The sequence below is a fragment of the Curtobacterium sp. MCBA15_009 genome (assembly GCF_001864895.1).
Classification (GTDB): Bacteria; Actinomycetota; Actinomycetes; order Actinomycetales; family Microbacteriaceae; genus Curtobacterium.
On record NZ_MJGO01000002.1, the window covers coordinates 225299 to 242872 of the forward strand.

The following is a 17574-nucleotide window of genomic DNA, read 5'->3' on the forward strand; positions in this document are numbered from 1 at the left end:
GGTCGGCCGTGCGCGTTCGTGTGGGTGCGTGCGCTCGCGCGCCGGCGTCAGACGCCGATCGTCGAGCCGAGCAGCGCGAACACCAGGGCGATGAACGGCAGCGTGCCCTGCTTGAACGCCGAGTTGAGGTACCGACGACCGGTGCCCGCCAGGATCACCGCGGCGCCGAGCATGCTCGCCGTCGAGAACACCACGAGCGTCCACCCGCTCGTCGTGCTGCCCGCGACGACGAGCACGACACCGAGCAGCGCGCCGATCGCCAGGAACAGGTTGTAGAAGCCCTGGTTGAACGCGAGGGTGCGCGTGGCCTGCAGGTCGTTCTCCGACGCGATGCCGAACGTCCGGCGTGCCCGCGGACTGGTCCACGCCACCGATTCCAGGAAGAAGATGTACACGTGGACGAGGCCGGCGAGCACCGCGAACACGCCCGAGATCACGAGCAGGACTGACATGCACTCATTCTCGCAGGCGCGCGGGGCAGCCGGGCACGCCCGCGACGCGACGCGCGGTCCCTGGTGCGCTGAGACGGGGCTGAGACGGGCGCTGGGACGTGCGCTGACACGTGCGGTGTGCGGGTGCGCCGCGGCCCGTCGGGCGTGCTGCGGGCGGCCAGTGTGCGCCAGTAGGCTCGGGCCATGAACGACGACGTCTCCACGCCTTCGGCCACGACTCCGCCATCGCCCGCGAGCGACGCGTCGGCGGCCGCGGTCGCCGAACTGCGGAGCATCCGGCAGAGCATCGACAACATCGACGCCGCCGTGATCCACATGCTCGCGGAGCGGTTCAAGTACACGCAGCGGGTGGGGCACCTCAAGGCCGAGTCGGGCATGCCCGCCGCCGACCCGGAGCGCGAGCAGATCCAGGTCGCGCGACTCCGGTCGCTCGCCGGTGAGTCCCATCTCGACCCGGCCTTCGCGGAGAAGTTCCTGAACTTCATCGTCGCCGAGGTGATCCACCACCACGAGCGCATCGCCGGGCGCGACGAGTGAGCGTCGACCTGCCGACCCTGCTCGTCGGCTCCTACACCGCGACCGGTGGCGGCACCGCGACCGGCATCTCGATCGTCGACGACGGAGCGGCCCGCACGGTCGCCGTGCTCGACGACCCCTCGTTCCTCGCGGTCGACGGTGACCGGGTCTACGCCGTCTCGGAGGTCGCCGACGGCAGCGTCTCGGCGTTCCGCCTGGAGCACGGCGCCCTCGAGCACCTCTGGGACGCCCCGGCCGGCGGGGACGCCCCGTGCCACGTCCGGGTCGACCCCTCCGGCACGATCGTCGTCACGAACTACGTCTCCGGCACGGTCACGGCCGTCGGGCTGGCCGCCGCCGAGGCGGGAACCGGCGCTGCCGTCCCGGACGACGCGGTCGCCGTCGCGGTGCTGCCGGACACCACCGGCCCGGTCGAGGACCGGCAGGAGGGTCCGCACGCCCACCAGTCGATCGGCACCCCGGACGGCACCGTGCTCGTCGCCGACCTCGGCGGGGACGCCCTGCACGAGTTCCGCGTCGCCGTCTCGACCGACGGCACACCGACCATCGACCCCCTGCACGTGCACCACGTCGCACCCGGCGTCGGACCGCGGCACATGGCGTGGCACGACGGCGACCTCATCGTCGCCGGCGAGCTCGACGGCCAGGTGCACCGCCTCCGCCGCGACGACACCGGGTCCTTCCGGGTCATCGCGTCCACGCCCACCTTCGACGGCGCGGTCGGCGAGTCCCTGCTGAGCCACCTCGAGGTCGACGACGCCGGACGCGTCGTCGTCGCCGTCCGTGGTCGTGACGTCGTCGTCGTGCTCGACGCCGCCGACGGCGGCCTGACGGTCATCGGCTCGGCGCCCTGCGGCGGGGTCTGGCCGCGACACTTCGCCCGGGTTCCTGGCTACCTGCTCGTCGCGAACCAGATGTCGGACGCGATCGCGGTCCTGCCGCTCGGCGACGACGGCGTGCCCGGCCCTGCGGTGGAACAGATCGCGGTCGGCACGCCGGCCTGCATCGTCGCGGTCTGACGCTCGTCCTGGCGCTCGTCCTCGCGACGGCTGGCCATGGCCGTGCCGCCGTTTGTCCCGCGGAAGCGTCCGTGTGCCGCCGATGGTTCGCGGGACAGTGACGCTTTCGCGCCCTGGCGACCGGACCGCGGTCGGGTCGCGCCCGACCGTACGGTCACAAGTCGATCAGGTTCTCGAACGGGCGACCCTCGGCCAGCGCGGCGACCTGCCGGCGCATCAGGTCGACGGACCGCGGGACGCTCAGGTCCGTGTTGCCCCCGACGTGCGGCGTGAGCACCGTGTTCGGCGTCGTCCACAGCGGGTGGCCGGAGGGCAGGGGCTCGGGGTCGGTGACGTCGAGTGCCGCGAACAGCCGCTCGGACTGCAGTTCCGCCACCAGCGCGTCGGTGTCGACGACCTTGCCCCGCGCCACGTTCACGACCAGGGCCCCGTCGGGCAGGGCGGCGAGCAGTCCGGCGTCCACCAGCCCCTCGGTCTCGTCGGTGAGCGGTGCGATGAGCACGAGCACGTCGGTGGTCGCCGCGAGCTCGCGCAGCGCACCGAAGGCATGCACCTGGCGCCCGTCCTGCTCGCGAGCGGTCCGGGCCACCACGGTCACCTCGGTGCGGAACGCCTCGAACCGGGTGGCGATCGCCGAACCGATCGCGCCGTAGCCGACGACCGTGACGCGTCGGTCGGCGAGCGAGCGGGTTTCACGCGCGTCCCAGACGCCGTTCGCCCGGTCGGCCTGGAACGCCGCGATCTCGCGGAGCGAGGTCAGCGCCAGGCCGACCGCCAGCTCGGCGGTCTCGTCGTCGTGGATCCCGCGACCGTTCGCGAGCTTCGCGTGCCCGGGGACGTGCGGCACCGCGTGCTCGTAGCCGGCGCTCGGCAGCTGCAGGAGCTCGAGCGCCGGCAGGTCGTGCACGAACTGCCACCGGTGCCGTCCGGCGAAGTAGAACGGCAGGAACGTGATGGCGACGTCGTCGGGCCGTCCGTACGGCGCCTCGACGTCCCAGACGTCCAGCTCGATGCCGTCCGGCACGGGGCCGAACCGGTCGACGAGCTCGGCGAAGGGCAGGGTGACGATCGGCATCCCGGGTCGCTCGCGGGGCCTAGGCGTCCGTGCGCGGCGAGAACGCGCCGTCGGAGTCGAGCGGCCCGCGGCCGACGTACCCCTCGGTGACGTCCTCGACGATCACGTCGCCGAAGCGGGACGGCAGCGTGGCACGGTGCGTGCCCCGGAGCTCGTCCACCGACGCCTCGAACGCGCCCTGGACCTCGAGCGCGTCCGACGTGGCGTCGGTCACGCCGATGCGCAGCACCGGGAAGCCCCGGCCGTCGCACAGACCCTGGAACCGGACGTCGTCCTCGCGACGGACGGTCACGATCACACGACCCGTCGACTCCGAGAACAACGCCGTGGCGGTGTCGACACCGTCGCGGGACTCGAGCTCGTCCAGCACCACGCGCGCGCCGATGCCGAAGCGCAGCACTGACTCGGCGAGGGACTGGCCGAGGCCGCCGTCCGCCAGGTCGTGGGCGCTCGTCAGGAGCTGCTCGCTCGTCGCGGCCTGCAGCAGGTCGGCGAGCGCCTTCTCGCGGCCCAGGTCGACCGCCGGCGGACGGCCACCGAGGTGGCCGTGCACGGTGCCGGCCCACGCCGACCCGTCGAGCTCGAGCGAGGTGGTGCCGAGCAGGTAGATGTTGTGGCCGTCGTCCTGCCAGCCCGAGGGGACGCGCTTCGCGACGTCGTCGATGATGCCGAGCACGCCGACGACGGGCGTCGGGTGGATCGGGGTCGTGCCCGTCTGGTTGTAGAACGAGACGTTGCCGCCGGTGACCGGGATGCCGAGCTCCATGCAGCCGTCGGCGAGCCCCTCGACCGCCTCGGAGAACTGCCACATGACCTCGGGGTTCTCGGGGGAGCCGAAGTTCAGGCAGTCGGTGACCGCGGCGGGGACGGCGCCGGTGACGGCGACGTTGCGGTACGCCTCGGCGAGGGCCAGGCGGGCACCCTGCTTCGGGTCGAGCTGGCAGTAGCGGCCGTTGGCGTCGGTGGCGATCGCGACACCGAGGCCGGTCTCCTCGTCGACGCGGATCATGCCGCCGTCGTCGGGGAACGAGAGCGCGGTGTTGCCGAGCACGTAGGTGTCGTACTGGTTCGTGACCCAGTTCTTCGACGCCAGGTTCGGCGAGCCGAGCAGGCTGAGGAACTGCGCCTTGATCGCCGGGCCGTCGACCGGTCGGTCGAGCGAAGCGGCGGTGTCGGCCTGCAGCGCGTCGATCCACGTCGGGTAGGCGACCGGGCGGTCGTAGACCGGGCCGTCGACGGCGACGGTGCGCGGGTCGACGTTCACGATCTCCTGGCCCTGCCAGTCGATGACGAGCCGGCCGGTGCCGGTGACCTCGCCGAGGACGCTGGTCTCGACCTCCCACTTGCCGACGACGCGCAGGAACTCGTCGAGCTTGTCGGGGCGGACGACCGCCATCATGCGCTCCTGGCTCTCCGACATCAGGATCTCTTCGGCGGTGAGCGTGGGGTCGCGCAGCAGGACGTCGTCGAGCGAGATGTGCATGCCGCCGTCGCCGTTGCTCGCCAGCTCGGACGTCGCGCAGGAGATGCCCGCGGCGCCGAGGTCCTGGATGCCCTCGACGAGTTCCTGCTGGAACAGCTCGAGGCAGCACTCGATGAGGACCTTCTCGGCGAAGGGGTCGCCGACCTGCACGGCGGGGCGCTTGGTCGGGCCGCCCTCGGTGAAGGTGTCCGACGCCAGGATCGAGGCGCCGCCGATGCCGTCGCCACCGGTGCGGGCACCGAACAGGACGACCTTGTTGCCGGCACCGGACGCGTTGGCCAGGTGCAGGTCCTCGTGGCGCAGGACGCCCACTGCCAGGGCGTTCACCAGCGGGTTGCCCTGGTACACCGGGTCGAAGTAGGTCTCGCCGCCGATGTTCGGCAGGCCGAGGCAGTTGCCGTAGAACGAGATGCCGCCGACGACACCGTGCACGACGCGCGCGGTGTCCTCGTGGTCGATCGCACCGAAGCGCAGCTGGTCCATCACGGCGACCGGACGGGCGCCCATCGAGATGATGTCGCGGACGATGCCGCCGACACCGGTGGCCGCGCCCTGGTAGGGCTCGACGTAGGACGGGTGGTTGTGCGACTCGACCTTGAAGGTGACGGCCCACCCGTTGCCGACGTCGACGACCCCGGCGTTCTCGCCCATGCCGACCATCAGGTTCTTCGTCATCTCCGGCGTGACCTTCTTGCCGAACTGACGGAGGTAGTTCTTCGAGGACTTGTAGGAGCAGTGCTCGCTCCACATCACCGAGTACATCGCCAGCTCGCCCGAGGTGGGGCGGCGGCCGAGGATCTCCTTGATGCGGGCGTACTCGTCGGGCTTCAGCCCCAGCGCGTCGTACGGCTGTTCCTTGTCGGGGGTCGCTGCCGCGTCCTGCACGGTGTCGGGCTTCGGGCGAACGGAGGTCGTCACGGTGTCGTTGTTCCCTGTCACTGGAGTCGCGGTCACTTGACCAGCGTGGACTCGATCACGGAGGTGAAGAAGGTGAGGCCGTCGGTGCCGGAGGCCATCGCGGCGGGGGTGTCCGGACCGAAGCCGGCCTCCGTCGCGTGCTCGGGGTGCGGCATGAGCCCGACGACGTTGCCGCGCTCGTTCGAGACGCCGGCGATGTCGTCGATCGACCCGTTCGGGTTGACGCCCACGTACCGGAACACGACCTGGCCGTTGTCCTCGATGCGCTTGATCTCGTCGGCGTCGGCGACGAAGCGGCCGTCGGCGTTCTTGAGCGGGATCGTGATCTCCTGTTCGGGCGCGAAGCCCGAGGTCCACGCCGTCGAGGTGGTCTCGACCCGGAGCTTCTGGTCGCGGCGGATGAACTGCTGGTGCGCGTTGCGGGTGTGCGCGCCGGGGACCAGACGGGCCTCGGCCAGCATCTGGAACCCGTTGCAGATGCCGAGGACGGGCATGCCCTTGCCGGCGGCGTCGATGACCTCGGCCATGATCGGGGCCTTGGCCGCGATGGCACCGGCCCGCAGGTAGTCGCCGTACGAGAACCCGCCGGGCAGCACGATCGCGTCGACGCCCTGCAGGTCGTGGTCGCCGTGCCAGAGGGCGACGGGGTCGGCGCCGGCGAGACGGACGGCGCGCTGGGCGTCGCGGTCGTCGAGCGAGCCGGGGAAGGTGATGACGCCGATGCGCATCCGGGTCACTGGCCTTCGACCGTCACGGAGACGACGTCCTCGATCACGGCGTTCGAGAAGACGTCGACCGCGATGTCGCGGACCTCGGCGAGCTTCGCGTCGTCGACGGGGCCGTCGACGGTCACCTCGAAACGCTTGCCGATGCGGACGTTGGTCAGGTCGGACTTGCCGAGCCGCGCGAGGGCGTTGCCCACCGCCTTGCCCTGGGGGTCGAGGATCTCGGCCTTCGGCATGACCTCGACGACGATCGTTGGCACGTGTTCTCTCCAGCACTTCAGGGGTGGGGGGACGCGACCAGTCTACGGGGCGGCGGCGGCCCGCCGGGCCGGACCCGGGCCTCCTGTGGAGAGTGTGCTGTGCGTTTGCTCACCTGTGTTCCACTCCGTATATTCGAAGTCGAATAGTCCAGTCGGAACATCATCGCCATCGATCGGTCAGGAGGCCCGGGTGACGCCGCTCACGCCGCTCGCGTTCGCCGCGCTCGACCTGCTCAACGAGGCACCGATGCACCCGTACGAGATGTTCCAGACGATGGTCCACCGGCAGCAGGAACGGAACGTCAAGGTCCGGCCGGGCACCCTGTACCACCAGGTCGGCCGGCTGGCCGAGCTGGGCTTCGCCGAGGTCGTCGGCACCGACCGCGACGGCAACCGACCGGAGCGCACGACCTACACGATCACCGACGCCGGTCGTGCGGCGCTGGCCGACGGCCTCCGCGGCATGGTCGCCGAACCCGCCGACGAGTACCCGCAGTTCCACCTGGCGCTCTCGGTGGTCGAGAACCTGTCGCGGACCGAGGCGGTCGATGCCGTCCGGGCCCGGGTCGTCGCGCTCGAGCAGGAGCGCGACGACTACGACGCAGCCGTCGGGCGCGTGCACGCCAAGCAGTTGGCCGAGCGGTACTGGCTCGACGTGTCGTACGTCCGTGCGATGCTCACCGCGCAGATCGAGTGGCTCAGCACCACGGTCGACCGCATCGAGAGCGGCGACCTCACCTGGGACGGCCCGGCCGTCCCCGCAGACACCCCCACGAACAGCAAGGAACCCACTCGATGACCACCGCAACGCCCCCGCGGACGACCGAGAAGAAGCCCTGGCCCGCACTCTGGGCCCTCGTCGTCGGCTTCTTCATGATCCTCGTCGACTCCACGATCGTCTCGGTCGCGACGCCCACCATCGCGCAGGCGCTCGACGCCGACATCAACGCGGTGATCTGGGTCACGAGCGCCTACCTGCTCGCCTACGCCGTGCCGCTGCTCATCACGGGCCGCCTCGGTGACCGCTTCGGCCCGAAGGTCATGTACCAGATCGGCCTCGTCGTCTTCACGCTCGCCAGCCTGTGGTGCGGTCTCGCCGGTTCGATCGAGGTGCTCATCGTGGCCCGCGTCGTGCAGGGCCTCGGCGCCGCGATGATGAGCCCGCAGACGATGTCCGTCATCACGCGCATCTTCCCGCCGCAGAAGCGCGGCGCGGCCATGGGCCTCTGGGGCGCCGTCGCCGGTGTCGCCTCGCTCGTCGGCCCGATCGTCGGCGGCCTGCTCGTCGACGGCTTCGGCTGGGAGTGGATCTTCTTCGTGAACGTCCCCGTCGGCGTCGTCGCGTTCGTCCTCGCGCAGCGCTTCGTGCCCTCGTTCGACCGCCACGGCCACCGCTTCGACTACCTCGGCATCTTCCTGTCGGCTGCCGGGCTGTTCCTGCTCGTCTTCGGCATCCAGGAGGGCGAGACCTACGACTGGGGCACCATCACGGGGATCATCTCGGTCTGGATGCTCATCATCGTCGGCCTCGTCGTGCTGGCCGCCTTCGTGGTCTGGCAGGGCGTGCAGAAGGGGGAGCCGCTCCTGCCGCTCGGCCTGTTCAAGGACCGCAACTTCACGCTCGCCAACGTCGCCATCACGGCCGTCGGTGTCGCCATCGCCTCGTTCGCGCTGCCGATCATGCTCTGGGCGCAGGACGTCCTGCGCTTCTCGCCGACCCAGGCGGCGCTGCTCCTCGTGCCGCAGGCCGTGCTGTCCGCGGCGCTCGCCCCGCTCGTGGGCAAGAACCTGAACCGCTGGAACCCGCGCTGGGTGGCCGCCTTCGGGCTCGCGTGCTTCTCGGGCGGGCTGTTCTGGTTCGGCGGCCTGCTGTCGACCGGTGCCGACTGGGGGTGGGTGCTCCTGCCGAGCGCGCTGCTCGGGCTCGCGAACGCCTGCATGTGGGGCCCGCTGTCCGTCTCGGCGACGCGCAACCTGCCGCCGAAGCTCGCCGGTGCCGGCTCGGGTGTCTACAACACCACGCGTCAGATCGGTGCGGTCCTCGGTTCGGCCGGCATCGCGGCCCTGATGGAGGCCCGGATCACGGCGAACTTCCCGTCCTCGAGCGGGGGCGTGTCCGCCGGCGGCGCGGAGCAGCAGGTCGGTGCGCTGCCCGGCCCCCTGCTCGAGCCGTTCTCGCGCGCCATGGGCGAGTCGCTCTTCCTGCCGGCGATCGTGCTCGTCGCCGCGATCGTGGCGGCGCTGTTCCTGGCGAAGCCGAAGCAGACCGTGCAGTGGGAGAAGACCGGCGACGTGACCACGCAGCCCGGCGGCGAGGGGCAGTCGTCCGACCAGGGCACGGAGCCGACCGAGCAGGGCGCGAAGGCGTCCGAGCACGGTGTGCACGCCGCGGCTGCCGCTCCGGCGACGCCCGAGGACGAGCTCGCGGCGATCGACCACCACGGCAAGCACGCCGACGCCTGACCAGCGCCGTCCACCCGGGCCCCGGGCTGCTCACACGAGCGGCCCGGGGCCCGGGTGCGTCCGGGGCGGTGGTGCAGGCGTCGCGTCCGCGGGGGAGCGACACGACGGGTGCGGCCGACGACGTGCGACGTCATCGACGTCGTACGACCGCGACGATGTCGACTCACGTCGGCGACGTTGCCCGCAGGCCCCGGTCCCCGCCGCCGGCCCCTCCGCGGCCCGCTCAGCCCCGGCGCTCCAGGTGGGCGCGGGTCATCGCCTCCACCTGCTCGTCCGTCAGGGCGTCGACGTCCCGGGCCTCGCGGCGGTCGGTCCGCTGCCACCGCACGAAGAGGGCGATGAGCACGGGGACGTCCGCGACCTCGGCGATGAACCACAGCAGGTCGCCGGCCAGGTGCTGGTCCTGCAGCGGCGACGGTGACCACGGTCTGCCGGTCACCGCCACCACCGACCCGTCGAGGACGTGGTTCGTGATCCGGAGCACGATCCCGGGGACCGCGTCGAGGACGAGTTCCACGAAGGCGAGCAGGAACTCGGCGGTGACGAACGTCGACGAGCGGAGCACCCCCGGCTCGGACAGGGGTGCGAGCAGTGCGAACCCCAGCGCCGGCAGTCCTGCGGTGAGCGCGACGGCCCAGCCCTCGGAGCCGCGGACGACCGCCGACAGCGGGGTGATCAGGACGCCGAACAGCACGAGGGCGACCACCGGCGCGACGATCGCGTTCCCGAGCAGTCGCACCGGACGCGAGCGCATCGTCGCGTCGGCGGCGCGTGCGAGGCGAGCCGGGCCTCCTGTCCGGAGCAACGGGACGGGCGCGCCCAGCGCAGCGAACGCGGGGACCGCGAAGAAGAGCAGGGCCGCGCGCAGGACGAACGCCCACCGGAGCTGCTGGTCGTACACGCCGACGATGCCGAACTGCAGGACGACGAACAGTCCGAGCGCCAGGGCGAAGGCCAGTGTGCGCCACCACGGCCACCGGGTCCCGCGCCTGGCGGCACCGACCACCCACCGCCCGTAGGCCACGGCGGCGACCAGGACGAGGACCGCGGCGAGAGGATCGAACCGCCAGGTGCTCCAGAACTCGGGTGTCGACGGCGTCGGGTGCCTCCTGCGGCGGTGGGACCGACGTGGACCGTCCGGCTGGCGGTCATCGTGCGGCGCTCCTCATCCTCCGCCCGTCGCCCCTCCGTGCAGGGCGTCTGCCGGTGAGAACCGGTTCAGATCTGCCGGACGCTCCGCGCCGGGGCCGTGCGGGAGAGCAGCCACACCCCGATCGGCACGCCCACCGCGCCGACGACGGCGACGCCGAACGACAGGTGCGCCTGCATCACCAGGAAGGCCGGACCGATCGTGCACACCGCCGCCACCGCGACGACCGGCCACGCCGGCCGGTCGGTGGTCGGCACGAGGCGGGGGAGCGGGCGGTCGAACCAGCGGAGCGCGCGGGCGATGCCGAGCGACACGGCGAGCAGCACCACCAGGGCGACCGGTCGTGTCGCCCACCACACGCCGGATCCCGGTTCGGGGAAGGGGGCGCCGAGGAGCAGGGCGACACCGTTCAGGGCGATGAAGAGCGGCAGGTGCCAGAGGTAGATCGTCATGCCGTCGCGGCCGAGCACGAAGACGGTGCCGAGTGCCGCCCTCGTGCGCATGAGCCGGGTGAGCGGAGCGTGCACGAGCTGGACCAGGCACGCCTGCGCGATCGCGAGGAACGCCAGCGGCAGCATCGGCGGGTTGAGGTCCTGCAGCATGTCCGGCGCCCACAGCCCGATCGAGGTCATCGGCACGAGCAGTGCGTAGGCCGCAGCCGCGACCGCGAGGAGCAGCACCTTCGGACGGCGGGCGAACCAGCCGTCGGCCCACAGGAACCCGAGCTGCTGCGCGAACAGCCAGACCGGACCGAGGTTGAGCAGCCCGACCTCGGCGGTGCCGGTGGCGAGGCGCACGGCGTCGACCGCGCCGGCCAGCAGGAGCAGGACGCCGAGGGTCCGCCACGGGGCCCGCTCGTGCAGGCGCACCATGAAGGGGACGCAGCACTGCGTGATGCCGTAGGCGGCGAGGAACCAGAGGGGCGAACCGATGCCGAAGGCGACCTCGGCGAGCAGCTCCGGCGGGGTGCCGACGGCGGTGGCGACGCCGAGGCCGAGGGCGAGCACCACGAAGAGGGGGACGGCGGGGCGGTACAGCCGGACCAGTCGGGTCGCGACCCAGTCTCGGGCAGGACTGCCGTCGGCGCCGCTGCGCGCCACGGTGCTGCGCCACCCCACGGCGCTCGCGAAGCCGCCGACCACGAAGAACAGCGGCATCACCTGGCCGATCCACGTGGCGGCCACGTACCAGGGGAGCTCCTGCAGCGGGCTCGTCACCCGGAGACCGCCCTCGTCGGCGGCGACGCCGACCATCGTGATGTGCACGAAGACGACGAGGACGACGCAGGCCGTCCGGATGAGGTCGACGACCAGGTCCCGCTTCGCGATGATCCCCCGGACGTCCGCTGCTGTGGGTGCCTGCTCGGGCAGGCCCTGGTGCGTGGACATGTCCGGACGCTAGCGCGCGATCGGCCCGGATCAGGAGCGTCCCCGCGGATCGCGACCGGATCGTGACATGACGTATTCCGGTAGCGGCATGCGCACGGGTCGGTGACGGTCCACTCGACTCGTGTAGTGTTGCTCTTGTCTTGATCGCTGCAAAAGAAAGGCTCAGCATGGACGCCGACGCCGATCTGCTCCGGGGAGCGGGGCTGCGGGTCACCACCCCGCGACTCGCCGTGCTGCGCGCGACCGGGGCGATGCCGCACGCCACAGCAGACGACATCGTGACCGCGCTCACCGCCGAGCTCCCGACCACCAGTCACCAGGCCGTGTACGGCGTGCTCGCCGCCCTGACCGGGGTCGGCCTCGTGCGCCGGATCGAACCGGCCGGCAGTCCGGCGCGGTACGAACGCCGCACCGGCGACAACCACCACCACGTCGTGTGCACCCTCTGCGGCGCGATCGAGGACGTCGACTGCGCCGTCGGTCACGCCCCCTGCCTGACGCCCTCCGAGACCCACGGCTTCGCCGTGACGACCGCCGAGGTCACCTACTGGGGCATCTGCGAGCGGTGCGCCGCCGCCGAGCGCGACGACGCCACCGCGCCCGTCGACGCGACCGGTGCCCCCGCGGTGGCCGCGGTCCCCGGTGACGCCGCCGCCGACGCCCCGCGCGTCCCCTGAACCACCCGAGCATCCCTGACCGAACCAACCGTTCCACCCAAGGAGGAACCGTGTCCGACCAGAACACGACCGGCACCCCGTCCGGCACCCCCATCACCACGACGAACAGCGGCGCGCCCGTCTCGAGCGACCAGCACTCCATGGGTGTCGGGGCCGACGGCCCCCTCGCCCTGCACGACCACTACCTGGTCGAGAAGCTCGCCCAGTTCAACCGCGAGCGCGTGCCGGAGCGCGTCGTCCACGCCAAGGGTGGTGGCGCGTTCGGTACCTTCACCGTCACGCAGGACATCAGCCGCTACACCCGCGCCGCGTTCCTGCAGCCGGGGCAGCAGACCGAGATGCTCGCGCGCTTCTCCAGCGTCGCCGGCGAGCAGGGTTCGCCCGACACCTGGCGCGACCCCCGCGGCTTCGCGCTGAAGTTCTACACGTCCGAGGGCAACTACGACCTCGTCGGCAACAACACCCCCGTCTTCTTCATCCGCGACGGCATCAAGTTCCCCGACTTCATCCGTTCGCAGAAGCGTCTGCCCGGGTCGCACCTGCGCGACCACGACATGCAGTGGGACTTCTGGACCCTGTCGCCCGAGTCCGCGCACCAGGTCACCTGGCTCATGGGCGACCGTGGCCTGCCGGCGAGCTGGCGCGAGATGGACGGCTTCGGCTCGCACACCTACCAGTGGATCAACGCCGAGGGCGAGCGCTTCTGGGTGAAGTACCACTTCCTGACGGAGCAGGGCCACAAGACCCTCACGCAGGAGGACGCCGACCGCATCGCCGGCGAGGACGCTGACTTCCACATCCGCGACCTGCACGCCGCGATCGAGCGTGGCGACCACCCGCGCTGGACGCTCAAGGTGCAGATCATGCCCTACGCGGACGCCGAGTCGTACCGGTTCAACCCGTTCGACCTGACGAAGGTCTGGCCGCACGCCGACTACCCGCTCATCGAGGTCGGCACCATGGAGCTCAACCGCAACCCGGAGAACTACTTCGCGCAGATCGAGCAGGCGACCTTCGCCCCCTCGAACTTCGTGCCCGGCATCGCCGCGAGCCCGGACAAGATGCTCCTCGCGCGCATCTTCAGCTACGCGGACGCGCACCGCTACCGCGTCGGCACCAACCACGCGCAGCTGCCGGTGAACGCCCCGAAGAACGAGGTCCACTCGTACTCGAAGGACGGCGCCATGCGCTTCGACTTCCAGAAGTCCGAGGTGCCGGTCTACGCTCCGAACTCGCTCGGTGGCGCGCACGCCGACGCGGACGCGACCGACGAGACCCCGGGCTGGGAGTCGGACGGCGCGCTGCAGCGTTCCGCCGCGACCCTGCACCCCGAGGACGACGACTTCGGCCAGGCCGGCACGATGGTCCGCGAGGTCCTCGACGACGCCGCCCGTGAGCGCCTGGTCGGCAACATCGCCGGTCACGTCTCGAAGGTGACCCGCGACGACCTGCGTGAGCGCGTGTTCGCCTACTGGACGAACGTGGACGCCGACCTCGGCGCGCGCGTGCGCGCGGCCGTCGTGCCGAGCGCACCGGGCTCGAACGAGGACCCGGAGACGGTGGCGGTCGAGGCGTAAGCCCCACTGCTGACGGACGGGAGGCGCGGTGCGGGTCGGACCCGCACCGCGCCTCCCGTCCGTTCTCACGTTCCGGACCGGTGGCCCGTCGAGCAGGATCGCGCCCGGTCCTCGTCCTGGACCTAGACCTGCTGGCCGTTGAGCAGGATCGGACCGTCCGGCCAGTCCTCCAGCCGCTCCGCCACCGGCAGGACCATCCAGCCGCCCTGGTCGGTCATCGGCATGCCGGCGCCCTCGGCAGTGAAGGCCGTGTAGTCCCCGACGACGTCGTCGAAGTGGTGCCAGCCGAGGTTCGCGTAGAACGGGATGCGGTTCTCTCCGGCGCCGAGGAAGCCGTACGGCACCGCGAGGCCCTCGAGCACGGCGTGCGCGCGCTCCATCAGCTCGCGGCCCTTGCCCGTGCCCTGCAGTCGCGGTGCGACAGCGACCAACCCGGTGTCGCCGACCAGCACATCACGGCCGCCCACCGAGATGTACATCCGGCGGATGCCGACGTGGGCGAGCACGACACCGTCGGCGTCGCGGGCGATCACCCGCCGTTCGGGCTGCATGCCCGCCCAGCTCCGGCCGCCCACGTACCAGTGGGACCAGTCCGGGAAGGCCTGCGCCAGCAGTGCGGTGATGGCCTCGTGGTCGGGGAGCGTGAGGGTGCTCTCCTCGAGCACCTCCCAGCGGATGTCGTCAGTCACGCATCCATCCTGCACGGATGCCCCACCGACGGTTGCGCCGTAACCCACCCTTGTTGTACGTTAGCGGTGATACATCACTAGCGACGAGCGAAGGGGCCTGATGTCGATCAAGAACGTGGTGTTGGGGATGGCTGTGCTGGGAAGCGTCATGGGCGGTGGGCTCGCGGTCGACGCGGCCACGGCTCCGGAGGCGAACGCGGCTTGCTACGGGTCGGTCTCGACGTTCAAGGGCAAGAACAACTCCTGTTCCCGAGGCGCTCGCCATTGGGACGTGATCAAGGGCAAGGACACGGCCTACGGGAACTGGGCCGATCGCGGCTCATGGTCCAGCCAGAGGGCCTGCTGGATCAACGTCGTGTCATACGGGATGACGGCACGTTGAATGGCCGCCGGTCGCTGGGGACACGGAGCACACGTGTGCGTACTCGTGGTCACGATCGCGTTGGCAAGCACTGGGTGTGCCACCATCCCGGCTGAGCCGGGTAGGCCGTCGGCTCGGACCGACGTGACACTCGAACACGCCGGCCCCTGGTCGGACGAGTTCAAGGCAGCCCTGGATGACGGTGCGTCCGATTACGAGGCATCGATCCTGGCCGACGGCCGGATCACAACCGAGGAGGTCGAGGGGGCGCACGAACAGGTGCGTCGGTGCCTGGCCGACTCCAGCCTGGGCATCACCTACGACCCGGACGGTGGTTTCCGACTGCATCCCTTCGACAGGGAGGTCGACGAGGGCTTCTTCGGTTGGTCGGACCCGATCCTGCGGGCCTGCGAGAAACGGTACGACGAGTACGTGACCTACCTGTACGAGCAGACGCGACGGAACCCGGAGCGTCTGGACGATGCGGAGATCACCGTGCCGTGCTTGCGGAAGGCCGGTCTTGTCGGACGGGACTACACCGAGCAGCAGTGGCGGGAGGACCTCGACGCGGACACGCTCCCGCACTTCGAGTTGGACGACAAGGCGCGGCAGTGCATGCTCGATCCGCTCGGCCTCTGGCGGGCGCCGTGAGGCGCGTTGGAGCGGGAGCTGCTCTCCTCACGCTCGTGGCACTGCTCACGTCCGGCTGTGCGGCTGCCCCTGTCATCCCGGGCCATGCGTCGTCGAGTCGGACGGCGTCGCTCGAGCACGCCGGCCCCTGGGCCGACGAGTTCCGATCGGCTCTGGACCACGGAGTCTCCGACTCCGAGGCGTCGATGCTCGCCGACGGAAAGGTCACGGCCGCAGAGCTCGAGGAGGCGCACGAAGGCGTCCGGCGGTGTCTCGCCGACTCCGGTCTCGGGATCGAGTACGACCCGGACGGCGGGTTCTCGCTCCCATCGCTGGACGGGAAGTATCCGAATGACTACTTCGAGCGGTCGGACCCGGTCCTCCGCGCGTGTGAGAAGCGGTACGACGAGTACGTGACCTTCCTCTTCGAGCAGACTCGCCGGAACCCCGAGCGACTCGACGAGGCCGAGATCACCGTCCCGTGCCTGCAGCGAGCGGGGCTCGTCGGTCGGGGGTACACCGAGGAGCAGTGGCGGAAGGACTACGACGACGACACGCTGCCGTTCGACTGGATGGACGAGAAGGCGCGGCAGTGTCAGCTCGATCCGCTCGGGCTGTGGCGGGACGGCTGATGCAGCGCCCGTACGGAGCGCTCCTCGGCCTCGGCGCGATGCTCGTCGCGGCCGGCAGCGCCGCCGCGGTCGTGGTGGCGGTGCCGGCCGAGCCGCCGGCTGCGCTCCGGACCGCGTCGCCCGCCAGGACCGTCGCGGTCACCGAGCGCACCGACGCCGACGAGCGGCAGGTGCAACTCGCCCTCGAGACCGGGGCACCCAGAGCCGTGGTGACGACCCGGACCGGGACGGTGACAGCGTCGTCGTGCTCGACCGGCGCCCCGCTCGTCAGCGGTGACGTGATCGCCGGCGTCGACGGTCAGCCGGTGGTCGCGCTGGCGACGGGGGAACCGCTCTGGCGGGACCTCGAACCGGGTGACCGCGGCGACGACGTCTCCGGGCTGCAGGCCGAGCTCACGCGCCTCGGCGCGGGACTCGCGGTCGACGGACTCGTCGGCCCCGGGACCCTCCTTGCCGCACGGCAGTTCCTGGTCGACCGCGGCGTGACGGCGGACGACCTGCCCGACGGCGTGGTGCCGCGGGCGCCCTTCGCCTGGGTCCCGGCTGTCGAGAACAGCGTCCGTGCCTGCACGGCGGTCCTCGGCGCCCCCGTCGACGCCGAGGGGACGCTCGTCGAGTTGCCGGCGGAGCTCCGCGGAGCGCGCATCGAGACCCTGTCGGCCGACTCGGCTCCGGGCGACCGGGTGCTGCGGGTCGGCGGCGCCGACGTCCCGGTCGATGCGCGGGGTGTCGTGTCGGCACCCGATGCGCTGGCTGCGGTCGCCGCACTGCCCGAGTACGCGGTGACGGTGTCGTCGGCCGACGGCGTCCCGACGCTCCCGGCGGCCTGGTCGCTCCGCCGTCCCCGGACGGTGCAGGTCGTTCCGCCGACGGCGCTGTGGGACCTCGACGGCGATCAGGCCTGCGTGCAACCGACGTCGGGCCCGGCACTCGAGGTCGAGGTCCTCGGCTCCGAGCTCGGTCAGTCCTTCGTGCGCGGGCCCGAGGGTCGACCACTCGACCGGGTCCGTGCCGATCCCGACCGGTCCCGTCCGTGCCGGTGACGCTGGCCGGGGTCGGCCACACCTGGTCGAACGGCACGGTCCTGTTCCGCCAGGTCGATCGCACCTTCGTCGATGGCACGGTCACTGCGGTCGTCGGGCCGAGCGGCTCGGGGAAGTCGACGCTCCTGGCGGTCCTCGCGGGGATGCTCCGGCCGACCGCCGGCTCCGTGGACCGTCCGGCAGGGTGCCGACCGCTCTGGGTGTTCCAGAACCCGCACGGGGTCGCTCGGCGTCGAGCGCTGGACCACGTGGCGCTGCCGTTCCTCGCGCGCGGTGACGACCGCCGGACTGCCGATCGGCGGGCGGTCGAACTGCTCGGTCGTTTCGGCCTCGACGGGCGGGTGCACGCCCGGTTCGGCGAGCTGTCCGGGGGCGAGGCGCAACGCCTCATGCTGGCGCGGGGCGTGGCGAGCAGCCCGGGACTGATGCTCGTCGACGAGCCGACGGCCCAGCTCGACCGGGCGACGGCGACGGAGGTGAACCGGGCGATCGGGG

18 protein-coding genes and 1 pseudogene are annotated in these 17574 nt (G+C 71.5%); 11 read left to right on the forward strand and 8 right to left on the reverse strand.

All coding sequences use genetic code 11. From position 1 onward, the window contains the following. Positions 1-47: 47 nt before the first annotated feature. Entirely contained in the window at positions 48-452 is a 405-nt protein-coding gene (locus tag BIU97_RS01595; protein ID WP_175472131.1) for a DUF1304 domain-containing protein, read from the reverse strand. Between the two features lie 183 nt (positions 453-635). Here BIU97_RS01595 and BIU97_RS01600 point away from each other — a divergent pair, with 183 nt between their 5' ends. Beyond that, positions 636-989 carry a chorismate mutase gene (locus BIU97_RS01600; protein WP_071256806.1) on the forward strand — a complete coding sequence of 118 codons (354 nt, stop codon included), beginning with the start codon at positions 636-638 and terminating at the stop codon, positions 987-989. Continuing rightward, positions 986-2008 (forward strand): lactonase family protein, encoded by a 1023-nt coding sequence (locus BIU97_RS01605; RefSeq protein WP_071256803.1) that lies wholly within the window; start codon positions 986-988, stop codon positions 2006-2008. The genes BIU97_RS01600 and BIU97_RS01605 overlap by 4 nt, the downstream gene beginning before the upstream one ends. A 154-nt stretch (positions 2009-2162) precedes the next feature. Here BIU97_RS01605 and BIU97_RS01610 read toward each other — a convergent pair whose 3' ends face one another. Genes BIU97_RS01610 through purS form a run of 4 tightly spaced genes read right to left on the reverse strand, consistent with a single transcriptional unit; the run spans position 2163 to position 6469 of the window. Then, complete coding sequence (locus BIU97_RS01610) at positions 2163-3083, reverse strand: 2-hydroxyacid dehydrogenase (RefSeq protein ID WP_071256800.1); 921 nt, start codon at positions 3081-3083, stop codon at positions 2163-2165. A gap of 19 nt (positions 3084-3102) precedes the next feature. Then, positions 3103-5484 carry a phosphoribosylformylglycinamidine synthase subunit PurL gene (gene purL, locus BIU97_RS01615; protein ID WP_254782827.1) on the reverse strand — a complete coding sequence of 794 codons (2382 nt, stop codon included), beginning with the start codon at positions 5482-5484 and terminating at the stop codon, positions 3103-3105. A 32-nt stretch (positions 5485-5516) separates the two neighbouring features. Next, on the reverse strand, positions 5517-6212 hold the full coding sequence (purQ, locus tag BIU97_RS01620) for a phosphoribosylformylglycinamidine synthase subunit PurQ (RefSeq protein ID WP_071256977.1): 696 nt from the start codon (positions 6210-6212) through the stop codon (positions 5517-5519). Between the two features lie 5 nt (positions 6213-6217). After that, positions 6218-6469 carry a phosphoribosylformylglycinamidine synthase subunit PurS gene (purS, locus tag BIU97_RS01625; RefSeq protein WP_071256793.1) on the reverse strand — a complete coding sequence of 84 codons (252 nt, stop codon included), beginning with the start codon at positions 6467-6469 and terminating at the stop codon, positions 6218-6220. A gap of 190 nt (positions 6470-6659) precedes the next feature. Here purS and BIU97_RS01630 point away from each other — a divergent pair, with 190 nt between their 5' ends. Continuing rightward, entirely contained in the window at positions 6660-7268 is a 609-nt protein-coding gene (locus BIU97_RS01630; RefSeq protein WP_175472394.1) for a PadR family transcriptional regulator, read from the forward strand. Then, positions 7265-8932, forward strand: a complete 1668-nt coding sequence (locus BIU97_RS01635; protein ID WP_083404664.1) for a DHA2 family efflux MFS transporter permease subunit — start codon at positions 7265-7267, stop codon at positions 8930-8932. The genes BIU97_RS01630 and BIU97_RS01635 overlap by 4 nt, the downstream gene beginning before the upstream one ends. Positions 8933-9155: 223 nt before the next feature. Here BIU97_RS01635 and BIU97_RS01640 read toward each other — a convergent pair whose 3' ends face one another. Then, positions 9156-9956: a cytochrome c oxidase assembly protein gene (locus tag BIU97_RS01640; protein ID WP_083404663.1), complete on the reverse strand. Its 801-nt coding sequence runs from the start codon at positions 9954-9956 to the stop codon at positions 9156-9158. A 194-nt stretch (positions 9957-10150) separates the two neighbouring features. Beyond that, positions 10151-11470, reverse strand: a complete 1320-nt coding sequence (locus BIU97_RS01645) for an acyltransferase family protein (RefSeq protein WP_071296889.1) — start codon at positions 11468-11470, stop codon at positions 10151-10153. Between the two features lie 167 nt (positions 11471-11637). Here BIU97_RS01645 and BIU97_RS01650 point away from each other — a divergent pair, with 167 nt between their 5' ends. Both BIU97_RS01650 and BIU97_RS01655 read left to right on the forward strand, forming a co-directional pair. Then, the gene (locus BIU97_RS01650; protein WP_217640086.1) at positions 11638-12147 is read left to right on the forward strand and encodes a Fur family transcriptional regulator; all 510 of its coding nucleotides are present in this window, start codon (positions 11638-11640) and stop codon (positions 12145-12147) included. A 50-nt stretch (positions 12148-12197) separates the two neighbouring features. After that, positions 12198-13724 (forward strand): catalase, encoded by a 1527-nt coding sequence (locus BIU97_RS01655; protein WP_175472395.1) that lies wholly within the window; start codon positions 12198-12200, stop codon positions 13722-13724. Positions 13725-13846: 122 nt separating this feature from the next. On the opposite strand, the gene BIU97_RS01660 is transcribed toward BIU97_RS01655, so the two are convergent. Further along, the gene (locus BIU97_RS01660; protein WP_175472129.1) at positions 13847-14413 is read right to left on the reverse strand and encodes a GNAT family N-acetyltransferase; all 567 of its coding nucleotides are present in this window, start codon (positions 14411-14413) and stop codon (positions 13847-13849) included. 100 nt (positions 14414-14513) lie between these two features. On the opposite strand from BIU97_RS01660, the gene BIU97_RS01665 reads away from it, so the two are divergent. From BIU97_RS01665 to BIU97_RS01685, 5 genes and pseudogenes are all read left to right on the forward strand, one after another. After that, complete coding sequence (locus tag BIU97_RS01665) at positions 14514-14795, forward strand: hypothetical protein (protein ID WP_071256785.1); 282 nt, start codon at positions 14514-14516, stop codon at positions 14793-14795. Between the two features lie 123 nt (positions 14796-14918). Further along, positions 14919-15425 carry a hypothetical protein gene (locus BIU97_RS01670; protein ID WP_139195847.1) on the forward strand — a complete coding sequence of 169 codons (507 nt, stop codon included), beginning with the start codon at positions 14919-14921 and terminating at the stop codon, positions 15423-15425. Beyond that, a complete protein-coding gene (locus BIU97_RS01675) occupies positions 15386-16036 on the forward strand; it encodes a hypothetical protein (RefSeq protein ID WP_139195848.1) in 651 nt (216 codons plus the stop codon). Before BIU97_RS01670 ends, BIU97_RS01675 begins: the two co-directional genes overlap by 40 nt. Beyond that, on the forward strand, positions 16036-17079 hold the full coding sequence (locus tag BIU97_RS01680) for a peptidoglycan-binding domain-containing protein (RefSeq protein WP_139195849.1): 1044 nt from the start codon (positions 16036-16038) through the stop codon (positions 17077-17079). The genes BIU97_RS01675 and BIU97_RS01680 overlap by 1 nt, the downstream gene beginning before the upstream one ends. Continuing rightward, a pseudogene (locus tag BIU97_RS01685) lies at positions 17076-17538 on the forward strand (ATP-binding cassette domain-containing protein); the annotation flags it as partial. The gene BIU97_RS01680 and the pseudogene BIU97_RS01685, both read left to right, overlap by 4 nt. Positions 17539-17574: the final 36 nt, after the last annotated feature.